The 23,611-nt window shown below is 68.0% G+C and carries 22 protein-coding genes; 7 read left to right on the top strand and 15 right to left on the bottom strand.

Translation table 11 applies throughout. The features are described from left to right. Nucleotide 1: 1 nt before the first annotated feature. Together ACQVDU_RS11235 and ACQVDU_RS11230 are read right to left on the bottom strand one after the other, a co-directional pair. A complete protein-coding gene (locus ACQVDU_RS11235) occupies nucleotides 2-2,632 on the bottom strand; it encodes an FtsX-like permease family protein (protein WP_443477153.1) in 2,631 nt (876 codons plus the stop codon). Nucleotides 2,633-2,635: 3 nt separating this feature from the next. Further along, nucleotides 2,636-4,498, bottom strand: a complete 1,863-nt coding sequence (locus tag ACQVDU_RS11230) for a hypothetical protein (RefSeq protein WP_443477152.1) — start codon at nucleotides 4,496-4,498, stop codon at nucleotides 2,636-2,638. A gap of 50 nt (nucleotides 4,499-4,548) precedes the next feature. Here ACQVDU_RS11230 and ACQVDU_RS11225 point away from each other — a divergent pair, with 50 nt between their 5' ends. Next, a complete protein-coding gene (locus ACQVDU_RS11225; protein ID WP_292728019.1) occupies nucleotides 4,549-5,790 on the top strand; it encodes a sensor histidine kinase in 1,242 nt (413 codons plus the stop codon). Here ACQVDU_RS11225 and ACQVDU_RS11220 read toward each other — a convergent pair. After that, nucleotides 5,766-6,131 carry a PLD nuclease N-terminal domain-containing protein gene (locus ACQVDU_RS11220; RefSeq protein WP_228177972.1) on the bottom strand — a complete coding sequence of 122 codons (366 nt, stop codon included), beginning with the start codon at nucleotides 6,129-6,131 and terminating at the stop codon, nucleotides 5,766-5,768. The genes ACQVDU_RS11225 and ACQVDU_RS11220 overlap by 25 nt on opposite strands. A gap of 37 nt (nucleotides 6,132-6,168) precedes the next feature. After that, complete coding sequence (gene gnd / locus ACQVDU_RS11215) at nucleotides 6,169-7,227, bottom strand: phosphogluconate dehydrogenase (NAD(+)-dependent, decarboxylating) (protein ID WP_228177971.1); 1,059 nt, start codon at nucleotides 7,225-7,227, stop codon at nucleotides 6,169-6,171. Between the two features lie 84 nt (nucleotides 7,228-7,311). On the opposite strand from gnd, the gene ACQVDU_RS11210 reads away from it, so the two are divergent. Continuing rightward, a complete protein-coding gene (locus ACQVDU_RS11210) occupies nucleotides 7,312-7,767 on the top strand; it encodes a hypothetical protein (RefSeq protein ID WP_443477151.1) in 456 nt (151 codons plus the stop codon). A 5-nt stretch (nucleotides 7,768-7,772) separates the two neighbouring features. Here the strand turns inward: ACQVDU_RS11210 and ACQVDU_RS11205 are convergent, their stop codons facing one another. The 6 genes from ACQVDU_RS11205 to ACQVDU_RS11180 all read right to left on the bottom strand — a co-directional run bounded on the left by ACQVDU_RS11205 (nucleotide 7,773) and on the right by ACQVDU_RS11180 (nucleotide 12,336). Beyond that, the gene (locus tag ACQVDU_RS11205) at nucleotides 7,773-8,768 is read right to left on the bottom strand and encodes a TIGR00341 family protein (RefSeq protein WP_443477150.1); all 996 of its coding nucleotides are present in this window, start codon (nucleotides 8,766-8,768) and stop codon (nucleotides 7,773-7,775) included. 6 nt (nucleotides 8,769-8,774) lie between these two features. Further along, the gene (locus tag ACQVDU_RS11200) at nucleotides 8,775-9,092 is read right to left on the bottom strand and encodes a hypothetical protein (protein ID WP_443477149.1); all 318 of its coding nucleotides are present in this window, start codon (nucleotides 9,090-9,092) and stop codon (nucleotides 8,775-8,777) included. A gap of 104 nt (nucleotides 9,093-9,196) precedes the next feature. Then, nucleotides 9,197-10,426: a Dyp-type peroxidase gene (locus ACQVDU_RS11195; RefSeq protein WP_443477148.1), complete on the bottom strand. Its 1,230-nt coding sequence runs from the start codon at nucleotides 10,424-10,426 to the stop codon at nucleotides 9,197-9,199. After that, entirely contained in the window at nucleotides 10,426-10,980 is a 555-nt protein-coding gene (locus tag ACQVDU_RS11190) for a copper chaperone PCu(A)C (protein ID WP_443477147.1), read from the bottom strand. The genes ACQVDU_RS11195 and ACQVDU_RS11190 overlap by 1 nt, the downstream gene beginning before the upstream one ends. An 11-nt stretch (nucleotides 10,981-10,991) precedes the next feature. Beyond that, nucleotides 10,992-11,648 (bottom strand): copper resistance CopC family protein, encoded by a 657-nt coding sequence (locus tag ACQVDU_RS11185; RefSeq protein WP_443477146.1) that lies wholly within the window; start codon nucleotides 11,646-11,648, stop codon nucleotides 10,992-10,994. Between the two features lie 79 nt (nucleotides 11,649-11,727). After that, complete coding sequence (locus ACQVDU_RS11180) at nucleotides 11,728-12,336, bottom strand: hypothetical protein (protein WP_443477145.1); 609 nt, start codon at nucleotides 12,334-12,336, stop codon at nucleotides 11,728-11,730. Between the two features lie 89 nt (nucleotides 12,337-12,425). Between ACQVDU_RS11180 and ACQVDU_RS11175 the strand changes: the two genes are divergently transcribed. The 3 genes from ACQVDU_RS11175 to cydB all read left to right on the top strand — a co-directional run bounded on the left by ACQVDU_RS11175 (nucleotide 12,426) and on the right by cydB (nucleotide 15,710). Next, nucleotides 12,426-13,070: a helix-turn-helix transcriptional regulator gene (locus tag ACQVDU_RS11175; RefSeq protein WP_347424999.1), complete on the top strand. Its 645-nt coding sequence runs from the start codon at nucleotides 12,426-12,428 to the stop codon at nucleotides 13,068-13,070. 153 nt (nucleotides 13,071-13,223) lie between these two features. After that, complete coding sequence (locus tag ACQVDU_RS11170) at nucleotides 13,224-14,666, top strand: cytochrome ubiquinol oxidase subunit I (RefSeq protein WP_443477144.1); 1,443 nt, start codon at nucleotides 13,224-13,226, stop codon at nucleotides 14,664-14,666. Between the two features lie 12 nt (nucleotides 14,667-14,678). Then, the gene (gene cydB / locus ACQVDU_RS11165) at nucleotides 14,679-15,710 is read left to right on the top strand and encodes a cytochrome d ubiquinol oxidase subunit II (RefSeq protein WP_443477143.1); all 1,032 of its coding nucleotides are present in this window, start codon (nucleotides 14,679-14,681) and stop codon (nucleotides 15,708-15,710) included. 76 nt (nucleotides 15,711-15,786) lie between these two features. On the opposite strand, the gene ACQVDU_RS11160 is transcribed toward cydB, so the two are convergent. From ACQVDU_RS11160 to ACQVDU_RS11145, 4 genes are read right to left on the bottom strand one after another with little or no spacing between them, the layout of a single operon-like run. Further along, nucleotides 15,787-16,557 (bottom strand): ABC transporter ATP-binding protein, encoded by a 771-nt coding sequence (locus ACQVDU_RS11160; protein WP_443477142.1) that lies wholly within the window; start codon nucleotides 16,555-16,557, stop codon nucleotides 15,787-15,789. After that, on the bottom strand, nucleotides 16,554-17,372 hold the full coding sequence (locus ACQVDU_RS11155; RefSeq protein ID WP_443477141.1) for an ABC transporter permease: 819 nt from the start codon (nucleotides 17,370-17,372) through the stop codon (nucleotides 16,554-16,556). The genes ACQVDU_RS11160 and ACQVDU_RS11155 overlap by 4 nt, the downstream gene beginning before the upstream one ends. After that, entirely contained in the window at nucleotides 17,369-18,154 is a 786-nt protein-coding gene (gene modA / locus ACQVDU_RS11150) for a molybdate ABC transporter substrate-binding protein (protein ID WP_300591561.1), read from the bottom strand. Before modA ends, ACQVDU_RS11155 begins: the two co-directional genes overlap by 4 nt. Before the next feature lie 3 nt (nucleotides 18,155-18,157). Further along, a complete protein-coding gene (locus ACQVDU_RS11145; RefSeq protein WP_300591562.1) occupies nucleotides 18,158-18,550 on the bottom strand; it encodes a TOBE domain-containing protein in 393 nt (130 codons plus the stop codon). Between the two features lie 172 nt (nucleotides 18,551-18,722). Between ACQVDU_RS11145 and cydD the strand changes: the two genes are divergently transcribed. Beyond that, complete coding sequence (gene cydD / locus ACQVDU_RS11140) at nucleotides 18,723-20,402, top strand: thiol reductant ABC exporter subunit CydD (protein ID WP_300591563.1); 1,680 nt, start codon at nucleotides 18,723-18,725, stop codon at nucleotides 20,400-20,402. After that, nucleotides 20,399-22,060: a thiol reductant ABC exporter subunit CydC gene (gene cydC / locus ACQVDU_RS11135; RefSeq protein ID WP_300591565.1), complete on the top strand. Its 1,662-nt coding sequence runs from the start codon at nucleotides 20,399-20,401 to the stop codon at nucleotides 22,058-22,060. The genes cydD and cydC overlap by 4 nt, the downstream gene beginning before the upstream one ends. Here cydC and ACQVDU_RS11130 read toward each other — a convergent pair. Continuing rightward, nucleotides 22,057-23,610: an SDR family oxidoreductase gene (locus ACQVDU_RS11130; RefSeq protein ID WP_300591567.1), complete on the bottom strand. Its 1,554-nt coding sequence runs from the start codon at nucleotides 23,608-23,610 to the stop codon at nucleotides 22,057-22,059. The two genes, cydC and ACQVDU_RS11130, sit on opposite strands and share 4 nt — an antisense overlap. Nucleotide 23,611 lies beyond the last annotated feature (1 nt).

The following is a 23,611-nucleotide window of genomic DNA, read 5'->3' as shown; positions in this document are numbered from 1 at the left end:
CTCAGTCCTCCCCCATTCGCAGCACTGTCGCCGTCGAGGTCGCGCGAGCACTCAGCACGCCGCCGATCACGGCGAGGGCGAGAGCTGCCAGCACGATCGCGACGAGCGTAGCGCTCAGGACGGGATCGATGAAGAGCGAGGGCTGGCCGCCCCCACCGGTGAACGGGCGCAGATCGATGGAGAACACGATCAGAAGGGGCAACAGGATGCCGAGAGCCCCGCCAGCCACCAAGGCGGTGACTCCGAGCGGAACGAACTCCCACGCCACGACGCCGCGTGTCTCGCGGCGCCCCATGCCCATCGTGCGCAGCAGCGCAATGACGCGGGAGCGCGCATCGCGGGTCACGCCGGCCACGACGAGGACGGCAACCGCCGACAGCGCGATCGCGATACCGACCGCGCTGAGCAAGGCGACCTGCAGGGCCGTGACCGCCGGAGAACTGCGGATCTCGTCGGTTGAGGCATCCAGCAGACTCACCGAGAACGTGCCGCCGATGATCTGACCGACCCGATCAATGACGGCAGCGGCGTCGTAGCCCGGTGCGAGCTCGATCAGCACCGTGCGCGGGAAAAAGCCCTTGCCGGTGAGTGCGGTGTAGTCATCGGCCCCCATCACGACGAACTCCGACGAAGCCGTGAGACCCAGAATCTGCTCGATCGGTTCGGCTGCCTCCGCAGGCGCCCCCGAAATGGCGTCGATCGCTCCACCGAGCTCGGCCGCGAGCGCCGTCGAGGGGACGACCTGCACGGGGATCTCCCCGTCGGCGAGTCCCCCGGGGAAGGCTCCCACCATTCCGTCCTGCACAGCCGCGAGCGCCGTCGGATCGGTGGCGATGACCTCGGCGGTTACGCGGCCCCCGGGGCCCGTGACCGGCAGATAGTCGCCGCGCAGCAGGCCCGCGACGGCCGCGACACCCTCGACCCCCCGGATCGTGTCGAGCTGATCGGCATCAACGTACGGGCCGGAGATCTGGATGTCTGCGCCGACCATGCGCTCAGCCGCGACGACGGCGCCACGGTCGACGGTGGCAAGCACAACCGAGGAAAACACCGCGATCGCGACGGCCACGAGCATCGCGAGCACTGCCGCCGTCCCGGCAACCGGTTCCCGGACGGCGCGCGCGGCGCCCACGAGGCCCGTCGCTCCCCAGCGACGCCGTTGCAGACGCAAGGCCAGAGCGAGGGGGATCGGATGCAGCCGCACGACGATCAGCGCGAGAGCTACTGTCAGCAGCAGCGGCGCGGCCACCGCGAGAGGATCGAGTGCTCCCGGGCCCGCCCCGCGGACCAGCAATACCGCCACGGCTACCGCGGCGAGCGCGACCACGAGAGCCTGCATCGCCAGCATCGGCAGCGTGCGCCGCCGGCGATCGAGGTCTTCCCGACCGACAGCCAGGAGATTCCGGGGCAGTGCGAGAGCGAGCGCCGCGGCCGGAACTGCACCCGCGAGGATAGCGAGTGCGACAGATACCCAGCCTGCGTCCGCGGGAACGAGAGCGACCCCCAGCGCGGCCGCAAGGACACTGACTGGCACGCCGAGGAGCGCGCCCTCGAGAGCGAGCAGGCGCCGCAGTTGCGCCGAGGCGGCGCCTCGGGCAGCCAGCAGCGCCAGCTGCAGCCGACGTCTACGCACCATGAGCGCCGCCGCGAGGACCTCGAGCGAGAAGGCCACGACGACAGGGCCTACCGCCGCCACCGCAAGGATCGCACGCGTCGCTTCGGTACGCCCGACGGCGGTGCCGAGCGCGGCGACCAGACCGGAATCGAGCGCCACGCGAACATCGCCACCCGGGCCCAGCGGCAGCGGTGACGTGACGATTGCGCGAATCGCGGGAAGCAGCTGCGCGACATCGACGTCGGCGGCACCGGCAGCATCGACCGGGTACCACACGACCACCGTCCCTGGCGGGTCGAGCACCTCCCAGGTCCCGGGATCAATCCAGGCAGCGGAGGTCGCCACCGGACGCCGGTTCCCGTCGTCGAAGACGGTTGCCGTAAGCGCTGTTGGCAGATGAAGCCAGCGCGGATCATCCGGATCTGCTGCTCGCACCGTCGCCGTCAATACCAGCTCGAGCGGTGCCGTCGCGGTGAGAATCGTGCGCCGCTCTCCGATCGGCCAGTCCATCGTGGCGGCCGCGTCCTCCGACAGGGTGATCTCGATCGGCCCGGAACCCGACCACGCACTCGGCCACGCCCCTTCGGCAATCTGCAGGTGCGCGAGGGCATCCGGCTCTGCCATGAGGTGAACGTCAGTAAAGGGCGAGGTCGGCCCCAGAGCCTCCGGCGATGCCCGTAGCGGATCGGTGTAGACCGCCACCTCGCCATCACCGACCAGGCTCTGAACGATCGACGGCCACTGATCGCGCGCGCTCGACAGTGACGATTCCAGGCCCGGGATGCCGCCATCGGGCACGACCGCCGATACCGTCCCGGTCAGGTCTCGTGTTGTCGGGGCGAGCTGCCCCACCTGGTGAGCTACCTCGTCCCGAGTGACCTGGACGAGCATGCGGGGCGCAACGGAGATGAGCAGAGCAGTCAGCGCAGCCAGAACGACGATGACCGTCGCGGCACCGCGCGGTATGCCGAAGCGACGCCGCAGCAGGCGGAGAACCGAGAGGCGATTCGGTGGCATCCGTTACTCGTCCTCTCGGATCAGCCGCGCGAGCGCTCGCGGAAGACGGACCCACCAGGCAATGGCGAGTCCACCGACCAGCAGCACCGCCAGCAGCACGAGCAAGGCGGGAACATCGACCTGGATGCCGACGGGGTAGGCAGCGGGAAGATCACCGGATGCCCACCGGACAGCCGGAGGCACCGTCGCCGCTGCCGTCACCGCTCCCCCGATGATTCCGGCCACGAAACCGACGACGAGCGCCGTCGTATTTTGCGTTGCCACCACCGTGGTCGCACCTCGCCTGCCGGCTCCCACAATGGACAGCAGCGCCGCGTCGCGGGCCTCGACTCCGCTGACTCTGCCGCGCAGGACCAGCAGAGTCAGGGCGATGAGGACGGACCCGATCGCCGACACCTGAAGGATTGATCCCTGGGCGACACGGTCTGCTGCAACAGCCGGATCGGGGGCGAGCACGACCACCTGCGGGTACTCCCGTTCGATCAGCGCGGCGGAGGCACCGGGGTCGTCGGCGGCGATCCAGAGCTGATTGGGCTCGACCCGCTCCCCCGACACGACGGCCAGGCGCGCGAGATCTACGAGAAAACCTCGCGAGCCGGGTGTCCCTGGGATAACGGGAACCACGCCGGCGACCACCAGGTCCGCAGTCAGTGAGGGCGAGGAGGCATCCAAGGCAAGGGAGTCACCCTCGATCAGCCCCAGATCGTCGGCGACGTCTTGCGACACGAGAGCGGGGATCTGGCCGGCACTCGAAAGTCGGCTCAAGCGCTCGGACCACTCGCCCGGGTCGACGACACCGGGGATCGCCGTCATCACCTCGCGGATCTTCTGTGATTCCAGCGCCAGGATCGGGACGCGGTCGCGCTCCGAGCGCGTCGAGGGCATGCTTGCAACCAGTTGACGGCCTTCCATTGCGGCGTCCGCCCCGGCTGCGGCGGAAATTGCCGAGGGTGTGACGTCCGCGGGGATGGTCACGACGCGAAGGTCTGCGCCCACCCGCAGCGCTTCCGGTCCTTCGCCGACACCGACAGCGCTGGAGGTGTACGAGGCTGCCACGACGCTTATTCCGACCGCAATGGCGACGGCGATCATCGATGAGGCGGAGCGCCCGGGCCTGCGAGAGAGCCGCCGCAGCGCCGTGACGAGGATGAGGCCCCGACTCCGGGACGCCGCGCTGCTGAGCATCCGGAGCCCGGCAAGGGCGAGAACGGTCGATGCAGTGGCAACCACGAGCAGGAGCAGCGCCGGGGCCAGGAACGAGATCGGATCCACACCGAAGGTCAGAAGGCGCCAGGTCGCCACCCCGGTGACGATGGCGACGACAATGATCGCAGCGACAGCGACCGCGACGCCCCGCGCCGGAGGGCTCTCGCGACCGGCGAGCAGCCCCGCGGCACCCGCAGTGCCGACGACGAACACCGCAACACCCGTAGCCGTCAGCACGACCTGCGCAGCGGCTGCCGTCAGCATCCACAAGAACACACCGGCTCCGAGAGCACCGGCGAGGCCCGCCACCGTTGCGATGAGGGCGGCCTCGAACACCGCCATCGTCACGAGCCGGCGCGGCCGCATGCCGCGGGCCAGAAGCAATCGCGTCTCGCCGGTGCGCGACCGAGCGACCTCCACTGCCGACAGCACCGCCGCCAGAGCGACCGGCACGGCGAGCATCCCGATCGCGACCGCGGCGACACCGGTTGACCCGGTGCTCGCCAGCCCGTCCGCTGCGACGCGCGCCACGCGAGTTTCGTCCACCGCGGTCGCTGCGCTGACCAGCGCGCCCGAGAGCCCCGCGAAGACTGCCAGGGCCACAAGTGACGCACGCGCGGCGCCAGCGCGGCGGAGGGCGAAACGGATGCCTCCGCTCACTCGCACCCGCTCCGCATCCTGGCACTCTAGCCGAGGGCCCTGCCCAGCGGATGGCCGCGGGGTTGAACGCGACAGGCGGCGCCGTCGTCTCCGACGAGAACGTGCAGCGCATCGCAGCGGGCTCGCTCGGCATCATTCTTCTCGACGGCGAGGGCGTGCTCGCAGCCGCGGGAATCCCCGAAGCCGATGTCCCGACGATTGTGGCTCGCGCCGCTCACGAGCCAACCGATATCGACGGTCGGTACCTCGCCGAAACGATCGACACGACGGGCTTCTCGCTGACGTTCAGCGACAACGAGAGCGAAGTCCCGGTGACCTCCGCCGTGCTCGTGGTGCGCACAACCGATCGCGAGGCCAATGGCGTTCTCCTGATCTCGGCGCTCTCGGTGACGGCGGTGGTGACGACCATCATCCTCATCATTGCGGCGGCGATCGTCGTCGGTCGTGGTCTTCGCCCACTCACGGCGATGGCTGAGCACGCCGAGCGGATCGCAGAGGGCGACCGCACCCTCCGTCTTCCGGTCGAGAGCAGCGGCGACCCGGCAATCGCTCGCATGGCGAGCACCGTGAACCTCGCCTTCGATGTGCAAGAGGATGCCGAAAACCGCATGCGCTCGTTCGTCGCAGATACCTCGCACGAGTTGCGTACGCCGCTGACCACAGCGAGCGGCTGGGTCGAGCTCTACCTGCGTGGTGGTCTGACCGACCCCGATGCCCTCGCAGAAGCGATGGCGCGCGTGGAGCGACAGCTGGGGCGAATGAGGCTGCTGACGGACGAGCTGTCCCTGCTCGCGCGGACCGACTCCGGCCGGCCCCTCGAGAACACGCCGGTCGATCTCGCCGCCGTCGCCGCAGAGGTGGTCTCGGACGCTCGCGTGCTGCATCCTGAACGCCGTCTCATCGTCGACACCGATGGTCCCGCGCGGGTCCTCGGCGACGAACCTCGGTTGACCCAGGTCGCGCGCAACCTCGTCGGTAATGCGTTGCAGCACACTCCGCCGGATGCCGACGTCACGGTCAGCACACGGATGAACGCCGACCGCGTCATCCTGCGCGTACACGACACCGGACCAGGCATCCCGGCCGAACAACTACCGCATGTGTTCGAGCGGTTCTGGCGGGGCGACACCTCCCGCCATTCTGCGGGCTCGGGCCTCGGACTCGCGATCGCTCATGCCCTGGTCAGCGCACACGGCGGCATCCTGCGCGTCACCAGCGCGCCGGGCCAGGGAACGACCTTCGAAGCGAATCTTCCCGCGCTGGACGGTCAGCCTGCCGAGCCGTCGCGGTGATCGCGCTTGCGCTTCTCGATCTCAGCCCGAAGTCGCCACTCCTCGATCTCGAGGTCCAGATCGGCTAGCTGCTGCTCGGTGCTGCGCGTGTCGCGGGGCCGCACGGGGGCGCTCGCCGGCGGAGCCCCTTTGTCGGTGTACTCGCGCCAGGGCGCCGGCGCACGCTGATAGTCCCGTCCCAGTGCGAACCAGAAGACACTGCCCAGCAGCGGCACGAGAACGATCAGAATCACCCACGCGACCTTGGGGAGGTAGCGCACGCGATTCTCGGAGATGACGATCGCGTCGATGAGCGCACCGATGCTCAGTGCGATGACGAGGACCGAGAACAGCACTGGCATGCCGACAGCCTAAGCACAGGCCGCGCAGCCGTGAAGGTCAGCCAGCCTGATCGGACTTGCGAGCACCTGCCTCGAGCACATCCCCGGTGGGAAGCTCGTGGTGGCCACCGAACTGCAGGCGCATCGCCGAGAGAAGCTGGTTGGCGTAGTGATCCTCATCACGGGATGCGAACCGCTCGAACAGCGCTGCAGAGAGCACGGGAGCGGGAACCCCCGTGTCGACGGCGGCCTTGACGGTCCAGCGGCCCTCGCCCGAGTCGGAGACCCGGCCGGCGAGTCCGTCGAGCGTGGGGTTCTCTTCGAGGGCAGCTGCGGTGAGGTCGAGCAGCCACGACGAGATGACCGATCCGCGACGCCACAGCTCCGCGACCTTGGGGGTGTCGATCGTGAACTGATAGAACTCAGGCTCTTCCAGCGGGGCGATCTCGGCCGAATGTTCGGCTTCGCGGACTCCCGCGTCGGCGTTCTTGAGGATGTTCATCCCCTCGGCGAGCGCGGCCATGATCCCGTACTCGATGCCGTTGTGGACCATCTTGACGAAGTGGCCGGCCCCCGACGGGCCGCAGTGCAGGTAGCCGAGCTCTTCGGGCGCGTAGTCGCCGGTACGCCCCGGCGTGCGCTCGATGTCGCCCTTGCCGGGCGCGATGGTCTTGAGGATCGGCTCGATCCGGTCGAATGCCTCGTTCGGACCGCCGACCATGAGGCAATAACCGCGCTCAAGGCCGAACACGCCGCCGCTGGTGCCGGCATCCACGTAATGGATGCCCTTGGGCTTGAGCTTCGCGGCCCGGCGCACATCGTCGCGGTAGTTGGAGTTGCCGCCGTCGATGATGATGTCCCCGGGCTCCAGCACCTCGGCCACCTGGTCGACGACATCGCCGGTGAGGCCCGCGGGGATCATGAGCCAGATCGCACGAGGTGCCTCGAGCTTGCTCGCCATGTCGGCGAACGACTCCGCACCCGTCGCGCCCTCGCCGGCGAGCGCGGTCACGGCATCCGCATTCACGTCGTAGACGACGCATTCGTGCCCGTCGTTCATGAGGCGGCGCACGATGTTCGCGCCCATTCGTCCGAGTCCGACCATTCCCAGTTGCATTCGTGATCCTCTGTTCCGCGGTATCGCTGACACGGCCAATCGATGCGGGCCTGCCTGCAGTCTAGAGAGCCATAGGATGACCGCGTGAGTGGAGATTCGCCAGCGACCCGTCCGCGCCGCGACTGGCTCGACATCATGGCGGTGTTCGTGTTGTCGATCACGGCAGTCCTCACGGCATGGTGTGGGTTCGAGGCCTCCAAGTGGGGCGGCGAGATGTCGATCGCGTTCAGCCAGGCATCCAGCGCACGAGTACAGGTTGAAGCCGGTCCCTTCGCGGTGCCCGAGTACATCCCTCCCGGCACCGTCGAGGCGCAGGAACTTAACGAACGCGCGGATGCGAAGTTCCAGGAGGCGCTCACCAACAATCAGCGCGGCGACAATTACTCGCTCCTCACCGTGCTCTTCGCACTGGTGCTCTTCCTCACCGCAATGTCCCAACGCGACCTCGCACCGTGGGCCCGCAAGTTCCTCCTGATCGGCGCCACAGCGCTGGGAGCGGTCGGAGTCGTCATCCTGGCGACGTTCCCGATCCGGATCTAGAAACGTCAGCGAATCGCGTATTCGGCTTCGGTCTGTACCCGCACTGTTACGCCCACGAACTCGGGCAGGCCATCGAGCGCTGCCGTGAGGTCATCGGTGTCCGGAATCTGGCCGTCGTCGGTCACGACGTCGATCGTGGCGTTCACGCCGACCCAGTGCACGTCAGAGATGGATGCCGTGGTATCGGCGCTGATCCATTCCTGGGAGGCGTTGCGGATCGTCAGACCCCACGATGTCAGCAGGAACGAGGCAACGGTGTTGAACGCGAGCGGGATGACGACGATGACCGCCGCGATCCCGACGATGATGTAGGCACGGCGGCGTCGCGCGGTCGGGAGCGAGCTTGGCTCGCGGGCGTACCCCGCGAGGGTGAAAACGATGCTGCCCGCGATGATGAGCGCCACGACGTTGGACAGGAACAGCCACAGCGCACCGGTAGCGGCATCCCATTCCCCCACCCCGGCGCACACGCCGACGACACCGAGCGGCGGGACGAGTGAGATCGCGATGGCGACCCCGGGCAGCACGGTGCTGAGATCGCGGCGAGACATCGCGAAAGCTCCGGCGGTTCCGGTCGCGAGCGCTGCCGCGAGGTCGAGGAGTCCCGGGGAGGTGCGTCCGGTGATCTGAGAGTTGCTCTGCAATTCCGACGGATCGGCGACGAACACCGCGAACATCGCACCGATCGCGATCACCAGCACCACCCCGAGCAGCACCCACAGCAGCGAACTGACGACGAGGCGCAATTGCCCCACGACGATCCCGAGTGCGATACCGAGGATCGGGGTGGCAAGCGGCGCAATGATCATGGCCCCGATGACCGTCGCCGTCGAATCGCCCAGGACGCCGGCCGCGGCGATGATCGCCGAGAGCACGAGCATGATGAGGAAGGCCGAACGCTTTCGACCGACCTCGCCGGCTCCGAGGTTCAGCGCATCGTGCAGCTCATCGGCCGACAGGCGCTGTGACGGCGGGATGAGCGCTTCGGTGACCCGGGACACGGAGCCTCAACGGAAGAAGCTGTTGGCGCGCGACGTGAACAGCAGCAGCAGACCGATCAGCGGCAGCACCGCCGAGCCCAGAGCTGACCAGAGCTGTGCCGGTTCGGTGATCATCAGATACACCGACCCTGCGATGTTCAGCACAAAGACGACAGCGGTGAGGATGCGGGCGCCGTTGCTGCCGCCGAACAGGCCCAAGCTCACCAGAATCGTGATGAATCCGATGAGCATCGCGACGATGCCCAGGATGATCTCCCCGCCGATCATCAGCAGCACTCCCGCGATGATCTGCAGCGCACCCGTGAGCCAGGCGATTATCGCCACCAGGGTGACTCCGAATGGTCGCCTACCCGCCATGTTCCCCTCCCAGCGGGGCGGCCGCTCGGCGCGGCATCCGTCCCGTGGGCATCACTGTAGCGGGAGCGGCGCTACGCGAGGAGGGTCTCTCCGATGAAGCCGCCCTCCGCGCACCCGGGCGGCACGGCGAACACCGCCGAGCCGATCGGGATCGTCCACTCGTTGAGCAAGTCCAGGTCGGAAAGGCGCTGCTGCATCGGCACGAACTGCGCGTCGATGTCGGCCTGGAACGCCGCGAAGATCAGCCCCGAGTCCGACAGCGCGCCACCGGTGGGCGCATCGTCGTAGTTGTACGGACGGCGCAGGATGCGTTCCCGGGGGTTCTCGCTGCGGGCCCGCCGCATGTGCGAGAACTCCGGGATCACCGGGAAGCCGAGAGCGTTGCGAGCCTCGAAGTCCGGCTCGTCCGTCTCGGCGGTCCCGGTCAGCGGCGCCCCGTTGTCGAGGGTACGGCCGACGGACTGCTCTCGGCCCGACCGATCGAGCTTGTCCCACGTGTCAAGCGTCATTCGGATGCGGCGCACAACCATCCCGGTGCCGCCGGCGAGCCATCCGTCCGAGTTCCAGACGACTTCGTCGAAGTCCGCCGTCCCCGCCACCGGGTTGACGGTGCCGTCGACCTGGCCGAAGAGGTTTCGCATGCTCCGCTCGGGGTAGGCGCCGGCCGAGCGGCGGAAACCCTGCTGCACCCACCGCACGGTGGTGAACGAACGCGAGTCCTTCAGCAGCATCCGGGTCGCGTGAGCGACGACCAGTGGGTCATCGGCCGCGATCTGGATGAGCAGGTCTCCGCCGGTGTAGGCCGGTTCGAGCCTGTCGATCGAGAACGCAGGGAGGGGCTTCAGCCAGACCGGCCCGGCCCCTCCTGCCCGCGCCACGAACTCGGGACCGAAACCGAACGTGACGGTCAGACGGGCCCTCGCCATCGCCAGCTCGGGCTCCGAGTCCGCCAGCGCCGGCTCGCCACGCGTCAGACGCGCCGCATCGTCGGTGAGGACCTTCATCATGCGCCGTTGCGCCTCACGCTGCACCTCGGGAAGCAGATCGAGTGCGACGAAGGTCCCGTAGGTCTGGGCCGCGGTGTCGATCCCTGCCTGGTGGGCGCCGTAGAAGGGAACGATCTCCGTTCCCTCCTGCGGAGTCGAACCGGATGCCGCGGGTGCTGGAGCATCCGGGGCGGAGGTCAGGGCGAGGTCGATGCCGATCGCCGCTGCAGCGCCGACGCCGGCGACAGCTCCCCCCACGAGGAACTGCCGCCGGGTCGACCCGGAGCGATCGGAGCTATTCCGATCAGCGGTCATTACTGGTCGTCACCGCCCATGTCCATGTCCGAGTGGCCCTCGTCCATGTCCATGCCGCCGCCGTTGTAGTTCTCGTCAGCACCGGTGAAGTCCTTCACCGGTGCTGTGAACTCCATCGTCGAGCCGTCCTCGAACGTGACGGTGAACGTCGCTTCGTCACCGGCGACCAGCGGAGCCGTGAGGCCCATCAGCATGAAGTGGTAGCCGCCCGGCTCGAGTGTGAGGCTGCCGCCTGCCGGCACGATGAAACCGCCGTCCTTCTCTTGCATGACCATGCTGCCGCTGCCGTCGTCGACCACCTCGTGCAGTTCCAACGTCGTGGACGCGTCGGAGGTGACCGAGACGATCGCAGCGTCGGTGTCGCCGGTGTTCTCGAGCTCACCGAAGGCTGCTGTCATGCCGCTGTCGGCAGCCTTGACCCAGGCATCCGTGATGGTGACGGAGTCGGCTTCGGTGGCAGTCGCTGTGCCGGTGTCCGTGGACGCGCAGCCGGCGAGACCGAGGGCCGCCGCGACCAGAAGGATGCCGAATCGGGTGGAAATACGGGTGTTCACAGGTTTCCCTTTCAGGGCTTCGGGGGTTCCTCGTCGGAACCCTGGCGGCCACGCCCGGCGCGGCCGCGAAGGAAGAAGAGAACCAGCCCGAACAGGGCGAGCGCAGATGCCGCCCCGATCGCGCCGATCAGAACGACACGCGGAATGCCGCCGTCCTCTGCCGCCGAGTCCAGCGGCGCGGTGGTCGCGTCATCGGAAGGACCACCGGTGGTCTGATCTGCTGTCGGCGTGGGTGAACTCACGGCCGTGGAGGTCGCCGTCGGCGTCGGGGATGCCGCTGCCGGATCATCCACCGTGAAGGGGATGAGGCCGGAGATCGGATGCCCGTCCGACGAGACGACCCGCCACCGCACTTCGTATGCGCCGTTCGGCATCCCCTCGTCGAGGGTCACCGTCAGGGTGTCGAAGTCGATCTGGATGTCGCCGGCGACCCAGTCGTTCTCCTGAGCATCCGCAACGATCACGGCTGCGCCCATCTGCATGATCTCGCCCGAGAAGATCAGCTCGACGGCGGTCGGGGCCACCGTGAGCTGCTCGTTCTGCTGCGGGGAGCTCGCGACGAGCTCGTCGTGCGCCCACGCGGGTGCGGCGACGAGAGACAGCGCGACGGTGGCCACCGCGACCGAAGCCGCGAAGGCTCCGGCACGGGCGCGAAGAGACAACGACATGAGGAACGCCTTTCGTGAGTGAACGTCGATACGCCTCCCCCGGCGCCGAGTCGGAAGCCGCGGGAGTCGAGACAGAGAGTCAGACCACGAAAGACAGAGGCGGACCGCGTCGCCGGACGAGCGAGACAACGGGGGCCGAACGCAGCGGCGCCGCCGGGGTAAACACGATCCCGGGTCGCTCAGCGACCGCAGGAAGCCTGACGACACCGGAGAGGATGCGCCGGCGCACCCATGCGAGCAGCTCGCGAGCCAGGACACCAAGCCGGATGACGAGTCGTTCACCCCGGTACAGCGCCGCGACCGTGAGCACGGCTGCCGCGAGGTGCGCGAACCACATCGACAGGTCAGCGGCGACTGGCGTTGCTCCCGTCGACAGATCGAGGACAGGGAGGCCATGGACGTGGCCGGTGGCGACTGTTCCTGCAGGGGCTCCGCTGTCAGCGCCGAGGACGAACAGCAGGTGGAACAGGAGCTGACTGAGGACCACTGCGACACCCAGTCGCGGCAGTGAGAGCGCGCGGCCGACGAGCACCGTACACACGGCGAGCGAAAGCACCCACGGCACGGCGATTCCCAGCCACGAGGGCATCGCTCCGCCCGCTGCGACGTGCGAGAACAGCGCGACGAAGGTCGCGATCGACGCGGCGACTGAGGCGCGGATGACGCGCGTCGCTCGCGATCGGGACATGCATCCATTGTGGCAAACATCGACCGGGCCCCCGCCCATGGGACCTTATTCCCGGTTGGGCGAGCCGATCGGCGACCCATAATCCTGCTATGACCCGCGTTACCTACAGTGCGATCTCGAGCTTCTCCCGCGTCCGCATCCTGTTCCTGCTGCAGGAGCGACCCGAGCGGACCGTCACCGAACTGTGCGAGGCGACGGGCCTGCACGCGAACACCGTGCGTGAACACCTGCAGCGGCTCGTCGACGGCGGCTACGTGGTGGCCGAGACCGAGCACCGCACCACACGCGGCCGCCCGCGAGTGCTCTATTCGGCAGCGACCGGGCAGGACAGAGACTCGACCAGCGCAGTCGCACGCCACAAGGCCCGGGCTGCTGCGCAGCGCGGTGACCTGATGCGTCGGGTCATGCCGTGGACGGATGTCGACGACCTGCCGACAGAGGCCGTCCATCAGCTCGATGCCCTGGTGGAGGATCTCGGGGACGCCGGGTTCGATCCCATCGTCGACGAGTCGACACTGACCGTCGACCTCTCCCCCTGCCCCCACGCCTCGGCCAGCGCGCGCGACCGGGAGACGCTGTGCGCTGTGCACCTGGGCCTCATGGACGGCGTGCTCTCCCAAGCCGGGGGGCCGCTCCGGGTCGACTGCATGACGGCGTCCCGGCATCCGGAGCGGTGCGTGGTCAAGCTTCTCGCCGGGCAGGCCTCGCGTACCGCGGAGCTCGTCGCAAGCTGACCGGTCGCGTCCACCTCGCCGCCATGGAGGTAGCGTGATGTGGTCAGACACCAGCAGGGACGCTTTATTCACGGCCCCAACTTTCACCCCGACTGATGGAGCGGGGAGTAGCGTGACCACCAGTACACAACCTCGATCTGGGGGGAAATGATCATGGATCTGCTCGATCCGCTGCTGCTAGCCCGATGGCAGTTCGGCCTCACGACGCTGTACCACTTCCTGTTCGTGCCGCTGACCCTCGGCATGTCGGTCACCGTCGCGATCTTCCAGACCGTCTGGTACCGCACCGGCGACGTCAAGTGGCTGCACCTGACGCGGTTCTTCGGGAAGATCTTCCTGATCAACTTCGCGATGGGAGTCGTGACCGGCATCGTGCAGGAGTTCCAGTTCGGCATGAACTGGTCGTCCTACTCGCGTTTCGTCGGTGATGTCTTCGGCGCCCCCCTCGCCTTCGAAGGGCTGATGGCGTTCTTCTTCGAAGCGACCTTCATCGGCCTGTGGATCTTCGGATGGGACAAACTCCCGAAGGGGCTGCACCTGGCATCCATCTGGATCGCCTCGATCGGCGCGCTGCTGTCGGCATACATCATCATCGCTGCGAACGCGTTCATGCAGAACCCGGTCGGCTACCAGATGGCCGAGGACGGCTCGCGCGCCGAAATGAACAACTTCCTCGAGGTCGTCTTCAACCCGATCGCCCTGGCGGCGTTCCCGCACACAATCTTCGCGGCGTTCATGTTCTCGTCGGGCGTGGTGATCGCCGCGGCGGCCTGGCACATGGCCCGCAAGCGAAACATCGAGATGATGCGCCCCGCCCTGAAGTTCGGGCTGTGGGGCATGATCGTCGCGTTCGCCGGTACGTTCCTCGCCGGTGACCAGCTGGGCCTGGTCATGGTCTCCACCCAGCCGATGAAGATGGCGGCGGCAGAGGCGCTGTTCAACACCGCCTGCGGTGCCGACGCATCCTTCTCGATCTTCTCGATCGGGACTCCCGACGGCACCGGCGAGATCTGGTCGATCCGTGTGCCGTACCTGCTCTCGCTCCTGTCCACGCACACGCTCGACGGATGCGTCGAAGGCATCAACGACCTGAACGCGCAGTACGCCGCGCAGTGGCCGGATCTTGCCGCGCAGGTCGATGGCGTCTTCAACCCGGTGCTGTGGATCACCTACTGGGCGTTCCGCTGGATGATGGGCCTCGGCTTCCTCGCGACCTTCATCGCGATCGTGGGCCTGTGGCTGACCCGCAAGAACGCAAAGCGCGAGGTTCCCCGCTGGGCCTGGAGCGTCGCGATCTGGAGCGCCCCGATCGCGCTGCTGGGGTCGCTCGTCGGCTGGGTCTTCACCGAGATGGGTCGCCAACCGTGGATCGTGTTCAGCCTCATGCTGACCGAGGACGGCGTGTCCCCCAGTGTTCCCGGCTGGTCGGTGCTGATCTCGCTCGTCGCTTTCACCGCGATCTACGCCTCGCTTGCGGTGGTCGAGTTCGGCCTCATCCTCAAGACGGTGCACAAGGGACCAGACCCGCTTCCTGAGCCCGGCAGCACGGACGCCGAACCGCCTGCCCTCGAAGACACCCCGACGACGGTCTACTAGGAGCTGATCATCATGGATCTTGCATACCTCTGGTTCTGGATCGTCGGAGTCCTGTTCGTCGGCTACTTCGTTCTCGACGGCTTCGACTTCGGCGTGGGCATGTCGCTCCCCTTCCTCGGTAAAGACGAGGTCGGCAAGCGTCAGATCATCAACACGATCGGTCCCGTCTGGGACTTCAACGAGACCTGGCTCATCGTCGCCGGCGCCTGCCTGTTCGCGGCCTACCCCGAGTGGTACGCCTCCCTGTTCAGTGGGTTCTACCTGGCGCTGCTGCTGATCCTGCTCGCCCTCATCCTGCGCGGTGTCTCGTTCGAATACCGGCACCAACGCGAGGGGCTGCGCTGGAAGAAGGGCTTCGACACGATGATCGTCATCGGGTCGGTGCTGCCCGCGCTGCTGTGGGGTGTCGCTGTCGCGAACCTCGTCCAGGGTGTGCCGCTGGATGAGAACCACGAGTACACCGGGTCGCTGCTGACGCTTCTCAACCCGTATGGACTGCTCGGCGGCATCACCCTCGTGCTGGTGCTGTTCCTGCACGGCCTGTACTTCATCGGCCTCAAGACCGACGGTCAGGTGCACGAGGATGCCAAGCGCCTCGCGACCCGGGTCGGTTTCATCACCGTCGTGGTGGCTGCAGCGTTCCTGATCTGGACGATCTTCATCGCCGCAGCCCACGAAGCGCCGCTGCTGCCGCTGGTGATCGCCGCTGCGGCTCTGGCAGCCGTCGCCCTGCTCCTGTCGATGTTCTTCCACACGAAGGAACGCGAGGGCTGGGCGTTCACCGCGGGGATCTTCACCGTCGCGTTCGCGGTACTCACGCTGTGGATGTCGATGTTCCCGAACGTGATGCGCTCGTCGACGGATGTCGCGTTCAGCCTCACGATCGAGAACGCCTCGAGCACCGATTACACCCTCACGATCATGTCGTGGGCGGCGCTCATCTTCCTTCCGCTGGTCCTCGCCTACCAGGGCTGGACCTACTGGGTGTTCCGCAAGCGCGTCACGCGGTCGCGGATCGAGAAGGCAGAGCTCGTCAGCCACTGAGCCCGCCGAACACCGAGCCGGTCAAACACTGAGCTTGTCGAGGACCGCCTGGCGCTACGCCAGGCGGTCCTCGCTTTCAGTCCTCGTCGCCGATACGCCCAGCGATGCGCACGTGGCGTGAGAGGGCCTGGGCAAACGGCGTCGCAGGATGCCGCAACACCTCCCGAACCGCCCCGTGCTGCGTCACCCTCCCCCGCTCGATCACGACGAGTCGATCGGCGATGGCCAGGGCATCGACCGGGTCATGGGTGATGACCACCGCCGTGCTGCGCAACTGGTCTGCCAGCAGCATCCGGATCTCTGACGCCGTTTGAATATCGAGCGAGGTGAGGGGCTCATCGAGCAGCACGAGCCGCGGTTCCACCGCAAGTGCGCGGGCCACAGCCACCCGCTGCTGCTGGCCGCCCGAGAGCTGGGCTGGCCTCCGGTCGCCGAGACCGGCAAGACCGACGCGGCCCAGCCACTCATCGGCGGCGCGCCCAGCCTCGACGCGTGAGTGACCCCGGGCGAGAGGTCCGAACGCGACGTTCTGACGGGCGCTGAGGTGCGGGAAGAGGCGGGCGTCTTGACCGAGGAGCACGACCCCGCGATCCATCGGAGCGACGTGGATGCCGCGGCGGGCCGTGCTGCCGCGCACGGATGCGTCGGCGATCACCTCCCCGTCGAGTTCGATGCGACCGGCATCCAGGCGGACGAAGCCGGCGAGCGCAGCCACCAACGTCGACTTGCCCGCGCCACTCGGGCCCATCACCGCAACCCGCTCGCCCGGTGCGAGCTCGAGTTCCAGGTCCAGCTCGAAGTTCGATGAACGGATGACCCGCATCCGCGCCGAAACCGGTGCCGTCATCCGGGAACTCCCCGTCTCGGCGTCTCGCCCCGCCACCCGCGGACGAGCAAGAGCACGGCCAGCGCCGCCACCAGCAGGAGCAGCGAGAGCGCCACGGCAGTTCCTTGCGTGACACCGGCCCCGTTGAAAGCCGTATAGATCGCCAGCGGCATCGTCTGAGTCACCCCGGGCGCATTACCGGCGAACAGCGCCGTCGCACCGAACTCACCGATAGCACGCGCGAAGCTCAGCACCACGCCGGCGATCAGCCCGGGTGCTGCAAGGGGAAGAGTCACGCGGCGCAGGATCATCCACCGCCGAGCGCCGAGCCCGGCCGCAACCTGTTCGAGATCCGTTCCCGTGGCGCGAAGCGACCCTTCCACCGCCAGGACCAGGAACGGGAGCGCCACGAAGGTCTGGGCCATGACGACGGCTGTCGTAGTGAAGGGCAGCGCGATGCCGGCCTCGGCGAGCAGACCTCCCACCCAGCCGCGCCTTCCGTACAGAAAGAGCAGTGCCACCCCCCCGACCATCGGCGGAAGCACCAGGGGCACCGTTACGAGCGCTCGAAGCACCGCGGCGATGCGCGGCGAGGACCGCGCGATCAGCAGGGCCAGGGGAACGCCCAGCAGCACACACAGCCCCGTTGCGGCAAGGCCGGTTCCGAGAGAGAGCCCGAGCGCCTGGGCGGCTTCGGGCGAGGTGATGTCACCCCAGAAGGTCTCCCACTGCACCCGGGCGATGAGGGCAATGAGCGGCACGACCAGGAACGCGAGCCCGAGTAGCGCCGGAACGATCAGCGAGCGCGGCAGAAGCGTTCCGGTGCCAGGCCTCACGGCGCGCCGAATCCGAACGAAGCAAGGACGCTCTGGCCGTCGGGACCGAGCACATACGCGATGAACGCTGCGGCGGCGTCGGGCGAGGCAGCGGAATCGAGCGGCACGATGGGATAGAGGTTGACCACGGCCTCGGCGCCGTCCGGAACGATCGACTCGACATCGGTGCGACCAGAGACATCCGTTCGGTACACGAGGCCCGCATCAGCCTCGCCGGCAGCGACTTTCGTGAGAACGGCAGTGACGTTCTGCTCAAGGCTTGCGGGCGCCACTGCCACGTCGGCACCAGCAAGGAGTTTCTGCGACGCAGACCCGCACGGCACTTCCGGGGCACACAGCACGACTGACAGGGCCGGATCGGCGAGGTCGGCGAGCTCCGAGACGTCGGCCGGGTTACCCGCCGGGACGACGATCACGAGAGTGTTCGAGGCGAACAGCTCCGGAGACTCGGCAAGCCCGGCATCGACGACCGTTGCCATGGTCGATTCGTTTGCGGCCGCGAAGACGTCAGCGGGGGCACCCTCGACGATCTGTGTGGCCAAGGTCGACGAGCCATCGTAGGTGATCGGGCGGACGTCCACGTCCGGATAGGCGGCTTCGAATCCCTCCGCAATCTCGTCGAAGGCCCCCTGGAGCGAAGCAGCGGCGAAGATCGTCACCTCGCCAGAAGCGCCGGGCGTCGAGGCCGTCGGTGACGGGTCGGGGGCTGCCGCCGAGCATCCGGCGAGGATGAGTACGGACGTGGCGACAAGGGCAGCACGGGGGATGACGCGGAAAGTCACTGATCAGTCCTTCGGGGTCTCGACGATGACGTTCGTCGCTTTCACGATCGCGGCGGCAAGGGATCCGACCTGCAGCTCGAGCTCACGGACGGCCTCTGCCGACATGAGAGAGACGACCCGGTGGGGGCCGGACTGGATGTCGACCTGCGCCATGACACCGTCGACCTGCACGCGCGTCACCAGACCCACGAACCGATTGCGTGCACTCGACAGCACGTCGGAACTGTCGGCTGCCTGCTGCGAACGCTCCATCGCACGCTGGGCGAGCGCATCACCGGGGATCTCTACCGGACTTGCTCCGGTCGTGGCGAGACTGCCTGCATCGATCCACCGCCGGACGGTGTCATCACTGACGCCCAGCAGCCGGGCAGCGTCGGCAATGCGATATGTGCGCATGGAGGCACCCTAGCATCCGCGCTTGCGGGAATTTGATCCCCTGTACTCCGATTCAGCGGATCATTCCATGGTTTCTTACCGCTGCTGCGCCAGTGCGCGACTCCCCCCGAAGCGGGACCTTTGGCACGGTCGACCTGGGCGCCGGCCCGAGGAAATGAGGCAGACTCGATTCATGCCCGCCGAGCAGGACCGACCCACGCGTCGGGGACCTGTCGACCCGCGGCTCCTGCGCTACGCGCGGAGCTCCCGCGGCTTCTTCGCCCTGATCGCGGCTATCGGCCTGGCCCAGACCCTGACGATCGTCGCCTTCGCCTGGTTCCTCACGACGGCGATTGTCGACGCGATCGGCGGGGTACCGCTGACCGAGCTCGCGCCGACGCTGACACTGCTCGGCGCGACAATCGCGGTGCGCGCAGTCTTGATCTGGGCACGTGAAGCCGCCTCATCGCGAGCCGCTGCTCGCGTGGAGAGCGAACTGCGAGAACATCTCGTCGGCGCCGTCAGCACGCTCGGCCCGGAGTGGCTCGCGAACCGGAACACCGCGCAGCTGGCAGTGACGGCGGGCCGGGGCCTCGAAGCGCTGGATGCCTACTTCGGCCGCTACCTGCCGCAACTGGTGCTCACCGCGATCGCCACCCCGATCCTCCTGGGGGTCATGTGGTGGCAGGACTGGCTGAGCGGACTGATCGTGCTGGTGACCCTCCCCCTCATTCCGATCTTCATGGTGCTGATCGGACTCGCCACCCGCGCCATTCAGCAGCGCCAATGGCGAACCCTCGGCCAACTCGCCGCGCGCTTCAGCGACACCGTGCAGGGGCTGTCGACCCTGAAGGTCTTCGGCCGTCAGCACCGGGCAGCCGACTCGATCGAGAGTGTCACAACGCGGTACCGGCGCGAGACGATGAAGGTTCTGCGGGTCTCGTTCCTGTCGGGCTTCATGCTCGAGTTCCTCGCCTCGATCGCCGTAGCGATCGTCGCCGTCACGATCGGCTTCCGCCTCCTCGACGGTTCGCTAGCTCTCACGGTCGGCCTGTTCGTGCTCCTGCTCGCACCCGAGGCCTATCTGCCCCTGCGCCAGGTCGGCGTTCAGTTCCATGCGGCAGCGGAGGGCGTCGCCGCAACCGACGACATCTTCGCGGTGCTGGATGCCGCGGCATCCACCCCCGCGAGAGCGCACCTGGCCCCGGCACCACCGGGCACCGCGTCAACAGGTTCCGTCGGCGTACTCACGGTGACGGAGCTACGCGTGCGCCGCGGCGACCGTGTCTTGCAGCCCGTGTCCGTGGATGTCGCGCCGGGGCGAGTCGTGCTCCTGGAAGGACCCAGCGGCGCGGGCAAGTCCAGCATCCTGGCGGCACTTCGCGGCGCCGCACTCTTCGACGGTTCGGCGACCATCGACGGCGCCGACGTGCGGGCTGTCGCATCGACCAGCTGGCTGGCGTGGGCGGGACAGAGCGCGGGCCTCATCTCGGGAACGGTTGCCGACAACGTCGCTCTGGGCGATGAGACCCCGGATGCGGCACTCATCGACACCTCCCTCCGCCTGGCGTGCGCCGACGAGATCTCTCCGAGCCGCGAGCTGGGAACGCAGGGAGCAGGACTCTCCGGCGGCCAGGCTCAGCGCGTCGCGGTAGCGCGGGCGTTCTATCGCCACCTTCGCGGAAAGGCAACGATCATCGCCCTCGACGAACCGAGCGCCGCGCTGGATGCCGAAACCGAAGCGCGGCTGTGGGCATCGGTGCGCCAGCTTGCCGACCGGGGCGCCGGCGTCATCCTGGTCTCCCATCGTGAGAGCGCCCGGCAGATCGCGGATGAGGTCATCGGTGTGCGAGCGAGCGAGGTGATGGCATGACCACGGCGCGTGACGTCCTGCGCGGCGCGATGCCACCCGTTCGCCGCTTCTGGCCGGGCGCGGCATCCGCGTTCATCTCCGAGGCATCAGCCGTCGGGCTGCTGGCGACAAGCGCCTGGCTGATCGTTCGCTCCAGCGAGATGGTGCCGGTGCTCTATATCTCCGTCGCGGTCGTCGGCGTGCGTTTCTTCGCGCTGACCCGGTCGGTCTTCCGGTATCTCGACCGGCTCGCCGGCCACGACGCTGCCCTGCGCCAACTCGCCGCGACCCGCACCGATATGGTGCGCCGGCTCATCCCCCTCGCCCCCGACGGACTCACCCGCACGAAGCGGGGATCCGTCCTCGGCGCACTGGTGGACGACGTCGACGATCTGCAGAACCTGCCTCTGCGGGTGGTTCAGCCCCTCCTCGCATCCGCGACGGTAGCACTGGCTGCCGTCGTGCTCGTGACGATCATCTCGTGGCCCGCAGGACTGACCCTCCTCGCCTGCCTCACGGTGGCCGGGCTCGTGGCAGTCGGTTGGGGGTGGGCGGCCGGCGCCCGGGCGGAACGGGCGATCGCGCCGCTGCGTTCCCGTCTCGCGGATGCCCTGCTCGACCACCTCGGCAGTCTCGAGGTGCTTCTCGCCTACGGTGCAGAGCAGGCCAGCCGCACCCGCATCCATGAGGCCGACCGCAAGCTTCGACGCGCCATCATTCGCCGCGCGGGGGCACAGGCGGGAGCCGCAGGGATCATCTCGCTGCTTGCCGGCGCAGCCTCGCTCGCCGCAATCCTGGTGACGATGCCCGCCGTTGCAGCCGGAACCCTCACCGGCCCGGATCTCGCGGTGGCCGTCCTCGTGCCGATGGCTGTCTTCGAAGTCTTCGCCGCGGTTCCGCTTGCCGCCGCAGCGTGGCGCCAGGTGTACGCGTCGGCCGAACGCATCGCTGCCGCGATTCCGGCTGAGCCGCCCGCGGGGATCGTTCGCGACGAACCCGTCGCGAACGGAGTCGCCCCCGCGCTCGGCGACGGTGTTGTTCTGCGCAACCTCTCGGCGACCTGGCCGCACGCCGACGCCACGGCCCTGCACGGCGTCGACCTCGAGATCCGCCCCGGTGAGAGGCTCTTGGTCGTCGGGTCCTCCGGTGCGGGCAAGTCGACCCTCGCGCACGTGCTCGTGCGCTTCCTCGACAGCACCGGCGAGTATCGCATCGGCGATACCGACGCGCACGCGATCGCCTCGGACGACCTGCGCAGGACCGTCGGGCTGTGCGAGCAAAATCCCATGCTGTTCGATGAAGACATCCGACAGAACCTGCTCTTTGCGCGCGAGAACGCGACGGATGCCGACCTCGAGGCGGTTCTCGAGCGCGTCGGGCTCGGACCGTGGCTGCGCGAGCGTGGTGGGCTCGATGCCCGGGTCGGCGAGCGGGGCCAGCTGGTTTCGGGGGGCCAGGCACAGCGGATCGCCCTAGCCCGCGCCCTCCTGCATGGATTCCCCGTCCTCGTTCTTGACGAGCCGACAGCGGGCGTCGATCCCGCGGCATCCGATGCCCTGCTCACCGACCTGCTTTCTGCCGTCGAGCCGCACCAGTGCGTCGTGCTGATCTCGCACGTCACCGTGCCGAAGGGTCTGGTCGATCGCGTGGTGCGCCTCGAGCGCGGCGCTCTGGTCTAGGCCTCGACAGCCTCCGGATCGCTCACGAACGTCTCGGCGGTCGCCGCGATCCGGTTGGCCATCCCGCTGAAGATGAACCCGTGGAAGGGCAGCACGGCGAACCAGTACAGACGCCCGGCGAGGCCATGTGGGAAGAACACGGCGCGCTGCTCATAGCGCGACCCGGTATCGGTTGGGACCGCCCGCAGCTCGAGCCACGCCAGACCCGGAACCTTCATCTCGGCACGAAGCCGCAAAAAACTCCCGTGCTCGATAGCTTCGACGCGCCAGAAGTCCAGGGCATCACCAGCCGAGAGCCGGCCCTTGCTCCGGCGCCCGCGCTGCAATCCCACGCCGCCGACGAGTCGGTCCATCCAGCCCCGAAGAGCCCACAGCAGGGGCGAGGAGTACCAGCCGTTCTGCCCGCCGATACCCTCGATGACCCGCCACAGCGCGGATGCCGGCGCGGGGGTCGTCGCAGAGCGCTCATCGACGAAGACGACCTGGCCCGCCCAGTCCGGGTCGCTCGGCAACGGGCTGGAGGGCACATCCAAGAGCTCCGCATCGGCCCAGCTCGTCTCGACGGTGTCCTCCTTCTCGCGGCTGAGGGCCAGAGCAACAGCATCCCGGTATCGCATGAGCCCGTCGGCTGGCCGAGGAATGAGATCGTCGACAGCCCAGGAGCGCACGACACAGTCAACCTGCAGCGACTCGACCAGCGGACGCGCGATCGCCGCCGGGATCGGCGTGACGAGGTTGACCCACAGCGATGCCAGACGTGGCGTGAGTACCGGCAACGCAGCGATGGCCCGCTGCGGGAGGCCCGCGACGACCGCGTACCCGTTCATCATCTGGCCGTACCGCAACACGTCAGGTCCACCGATGTCGACGGCCGTGTTGACCTCGGCCGGAACGCGCGCCGCGCCGAGCAGGTAGTGCAACACGTCGCGCACCGCGATCGGTTGGATGCGGTTTCGCACCCACTTGGGCGCGGGCATGTACGGCAGAACATCCGTCAGGTGCCGCACCATCTCGAACGACGCCGATCCCGACCCGATGACGACACCGGCCTGCAGCACCAGCGTCGGCACCCCCGAGGCCAGCAGGATCTGGCCGACCTCGACCCGACTTCGAAGGTGCGGCGAGAGCGGAGCATCGTCGGGATGAAGGCCGCCGAGGTACACGATGCGAGGCACGGAGGCCGCAGCTGCCGCATCCGCCACGGTGGTGGCGACATCGCGGTCGGTCTGCTCGAATGAGCGACCCGACATCATCGAATGGATGAGGTAGTAGAGCACGTCGACATCGCGCACGGCGTCGGCAACGGCATCCGGGTCCTTCGCGTCTCCGGCCACGACCTCGACGCGATCTCCCCACGAGAAGGCTGCGACGCGCTCCGGATGCCGGGCGAGCACCCTCACGCGATATCCGGCGTTCAGCAACCGCGGAACCAGTCGTCCGCCGAGATATCCGGTGGCACCGAGCACGAGCGCCCGCGGCGTCTCGCCGTCGGCGCGGGGTGGTGCGGTAACGGCCGGTTCGCGTCCCGTCGGGGCGGTGAGGTCTTCCACA

This window comes from Microbacterium sp. F2, assembly GCF_052274505.1.
Classification (GTDB): Bacteria; Actinomycetota; Actinomycetes; order Actinomycetales; family Microbacteriaceae; genus Microbacterium.
This window is presented reverse-complemented; position numbering and strand designations above follow the sequence as displayed.

Coding starts and splice junctions, on each gene's coding strand:
- ACQVDU_RS11235 (WP_443477153.1), bottom strand. CDS start 2,632: ATGCCACCGAATCGCCTCTCGGTTCTCCGCCTGCTGCGGCGTCGCTTC.
- ACQVDU_RS11185 (WP_443477146.1), bottom strand. CDS start 11,648: ATGTCGTTGTCTCTTCGCGCCCGTGCCGGAGCCTTCGCGGCTTCGGTC.
- ACQVDU_RS11220 (WP_228177972.1), bottom strand. CDS start 6,131: ATGCCAGTGCTGTTCTCGGTCCTCGTCATCGCACTGAGCATCGGTGCG.
- ACQVDU_RS11195 (WP_443477148.1), bottom strand. CDS start 10,426: ATGACCGCTGATCGGAATAGCTCCGATCGCTCCGGGTCGACCCGGCGG.
- ACQVDU_RS11160 (WP_443477142.1), bottom strand. CDS start 16,557: ATGACGGCACCGGTTTCGGCGCGGATGCGGGTCATCCGTTCATCGAAC.
- ACQVDU_RS11170 (WP_443477144.1), top strand. CDS start 13,224: ATGGATCTGCTCGATCCGCTGCTGCTAGCCCGATGGCAGTTCGGCCTC.
- cydB (WP_443477143.1), top strand. CDS start 14,679: ATGGATCTTGCATACCTCTGGTTCTGGATCGTCGGAGTCCTGTTCGTC.
- cydD (WP_300591563.1), top strand. CDS start 18,723: ATGCCCGCCGAGCAGGACCGACCCACGCGTCGGGGACCTGTCGACCCG.
- ACQVDU_RS11225 (WP_292728019.1), top strand. CDS start 4,549: ATGGCCGCGGGGTTGAACGCGACAGGCGGCGCCGTCGTCTCCGACGAG.
- gnd (WP_228177971.1), bottom strand. CDS start 7,227: ATGCAACTGGGAATGGTCGGACTCGGACGAATGGGCGCGAACATCGTG.
- ACQVDU_RS11180 (WP_443477145.1), bottom strand. CDS start 12,336: ATGTCCCGATCGCGAGCGACGCGCGTCATCCGCGCCTCAGTCGCCGCG.
- ACQVDU_RS11175 (WP_347424999.1), top strand. CDS start 12,426: ATGACCCGCGTTACCTACAGTGCGATCTCGAGCTTCTCCCGCGTCCGC.
- ACQVDU_RS11145 (WP_300591562.1), bottom strand. CDS start 18,550: ATGCGCACATATCGCATTGCCGACGCTGCCCGGCTGCTGGGCGTCAGT.
- cydC (WP_300591565.1), top strand. CDS start 20,399: ATGACCACGGCGCGTGACGTCCTGCGCGGCGCGATGCCACCCGTTCGC.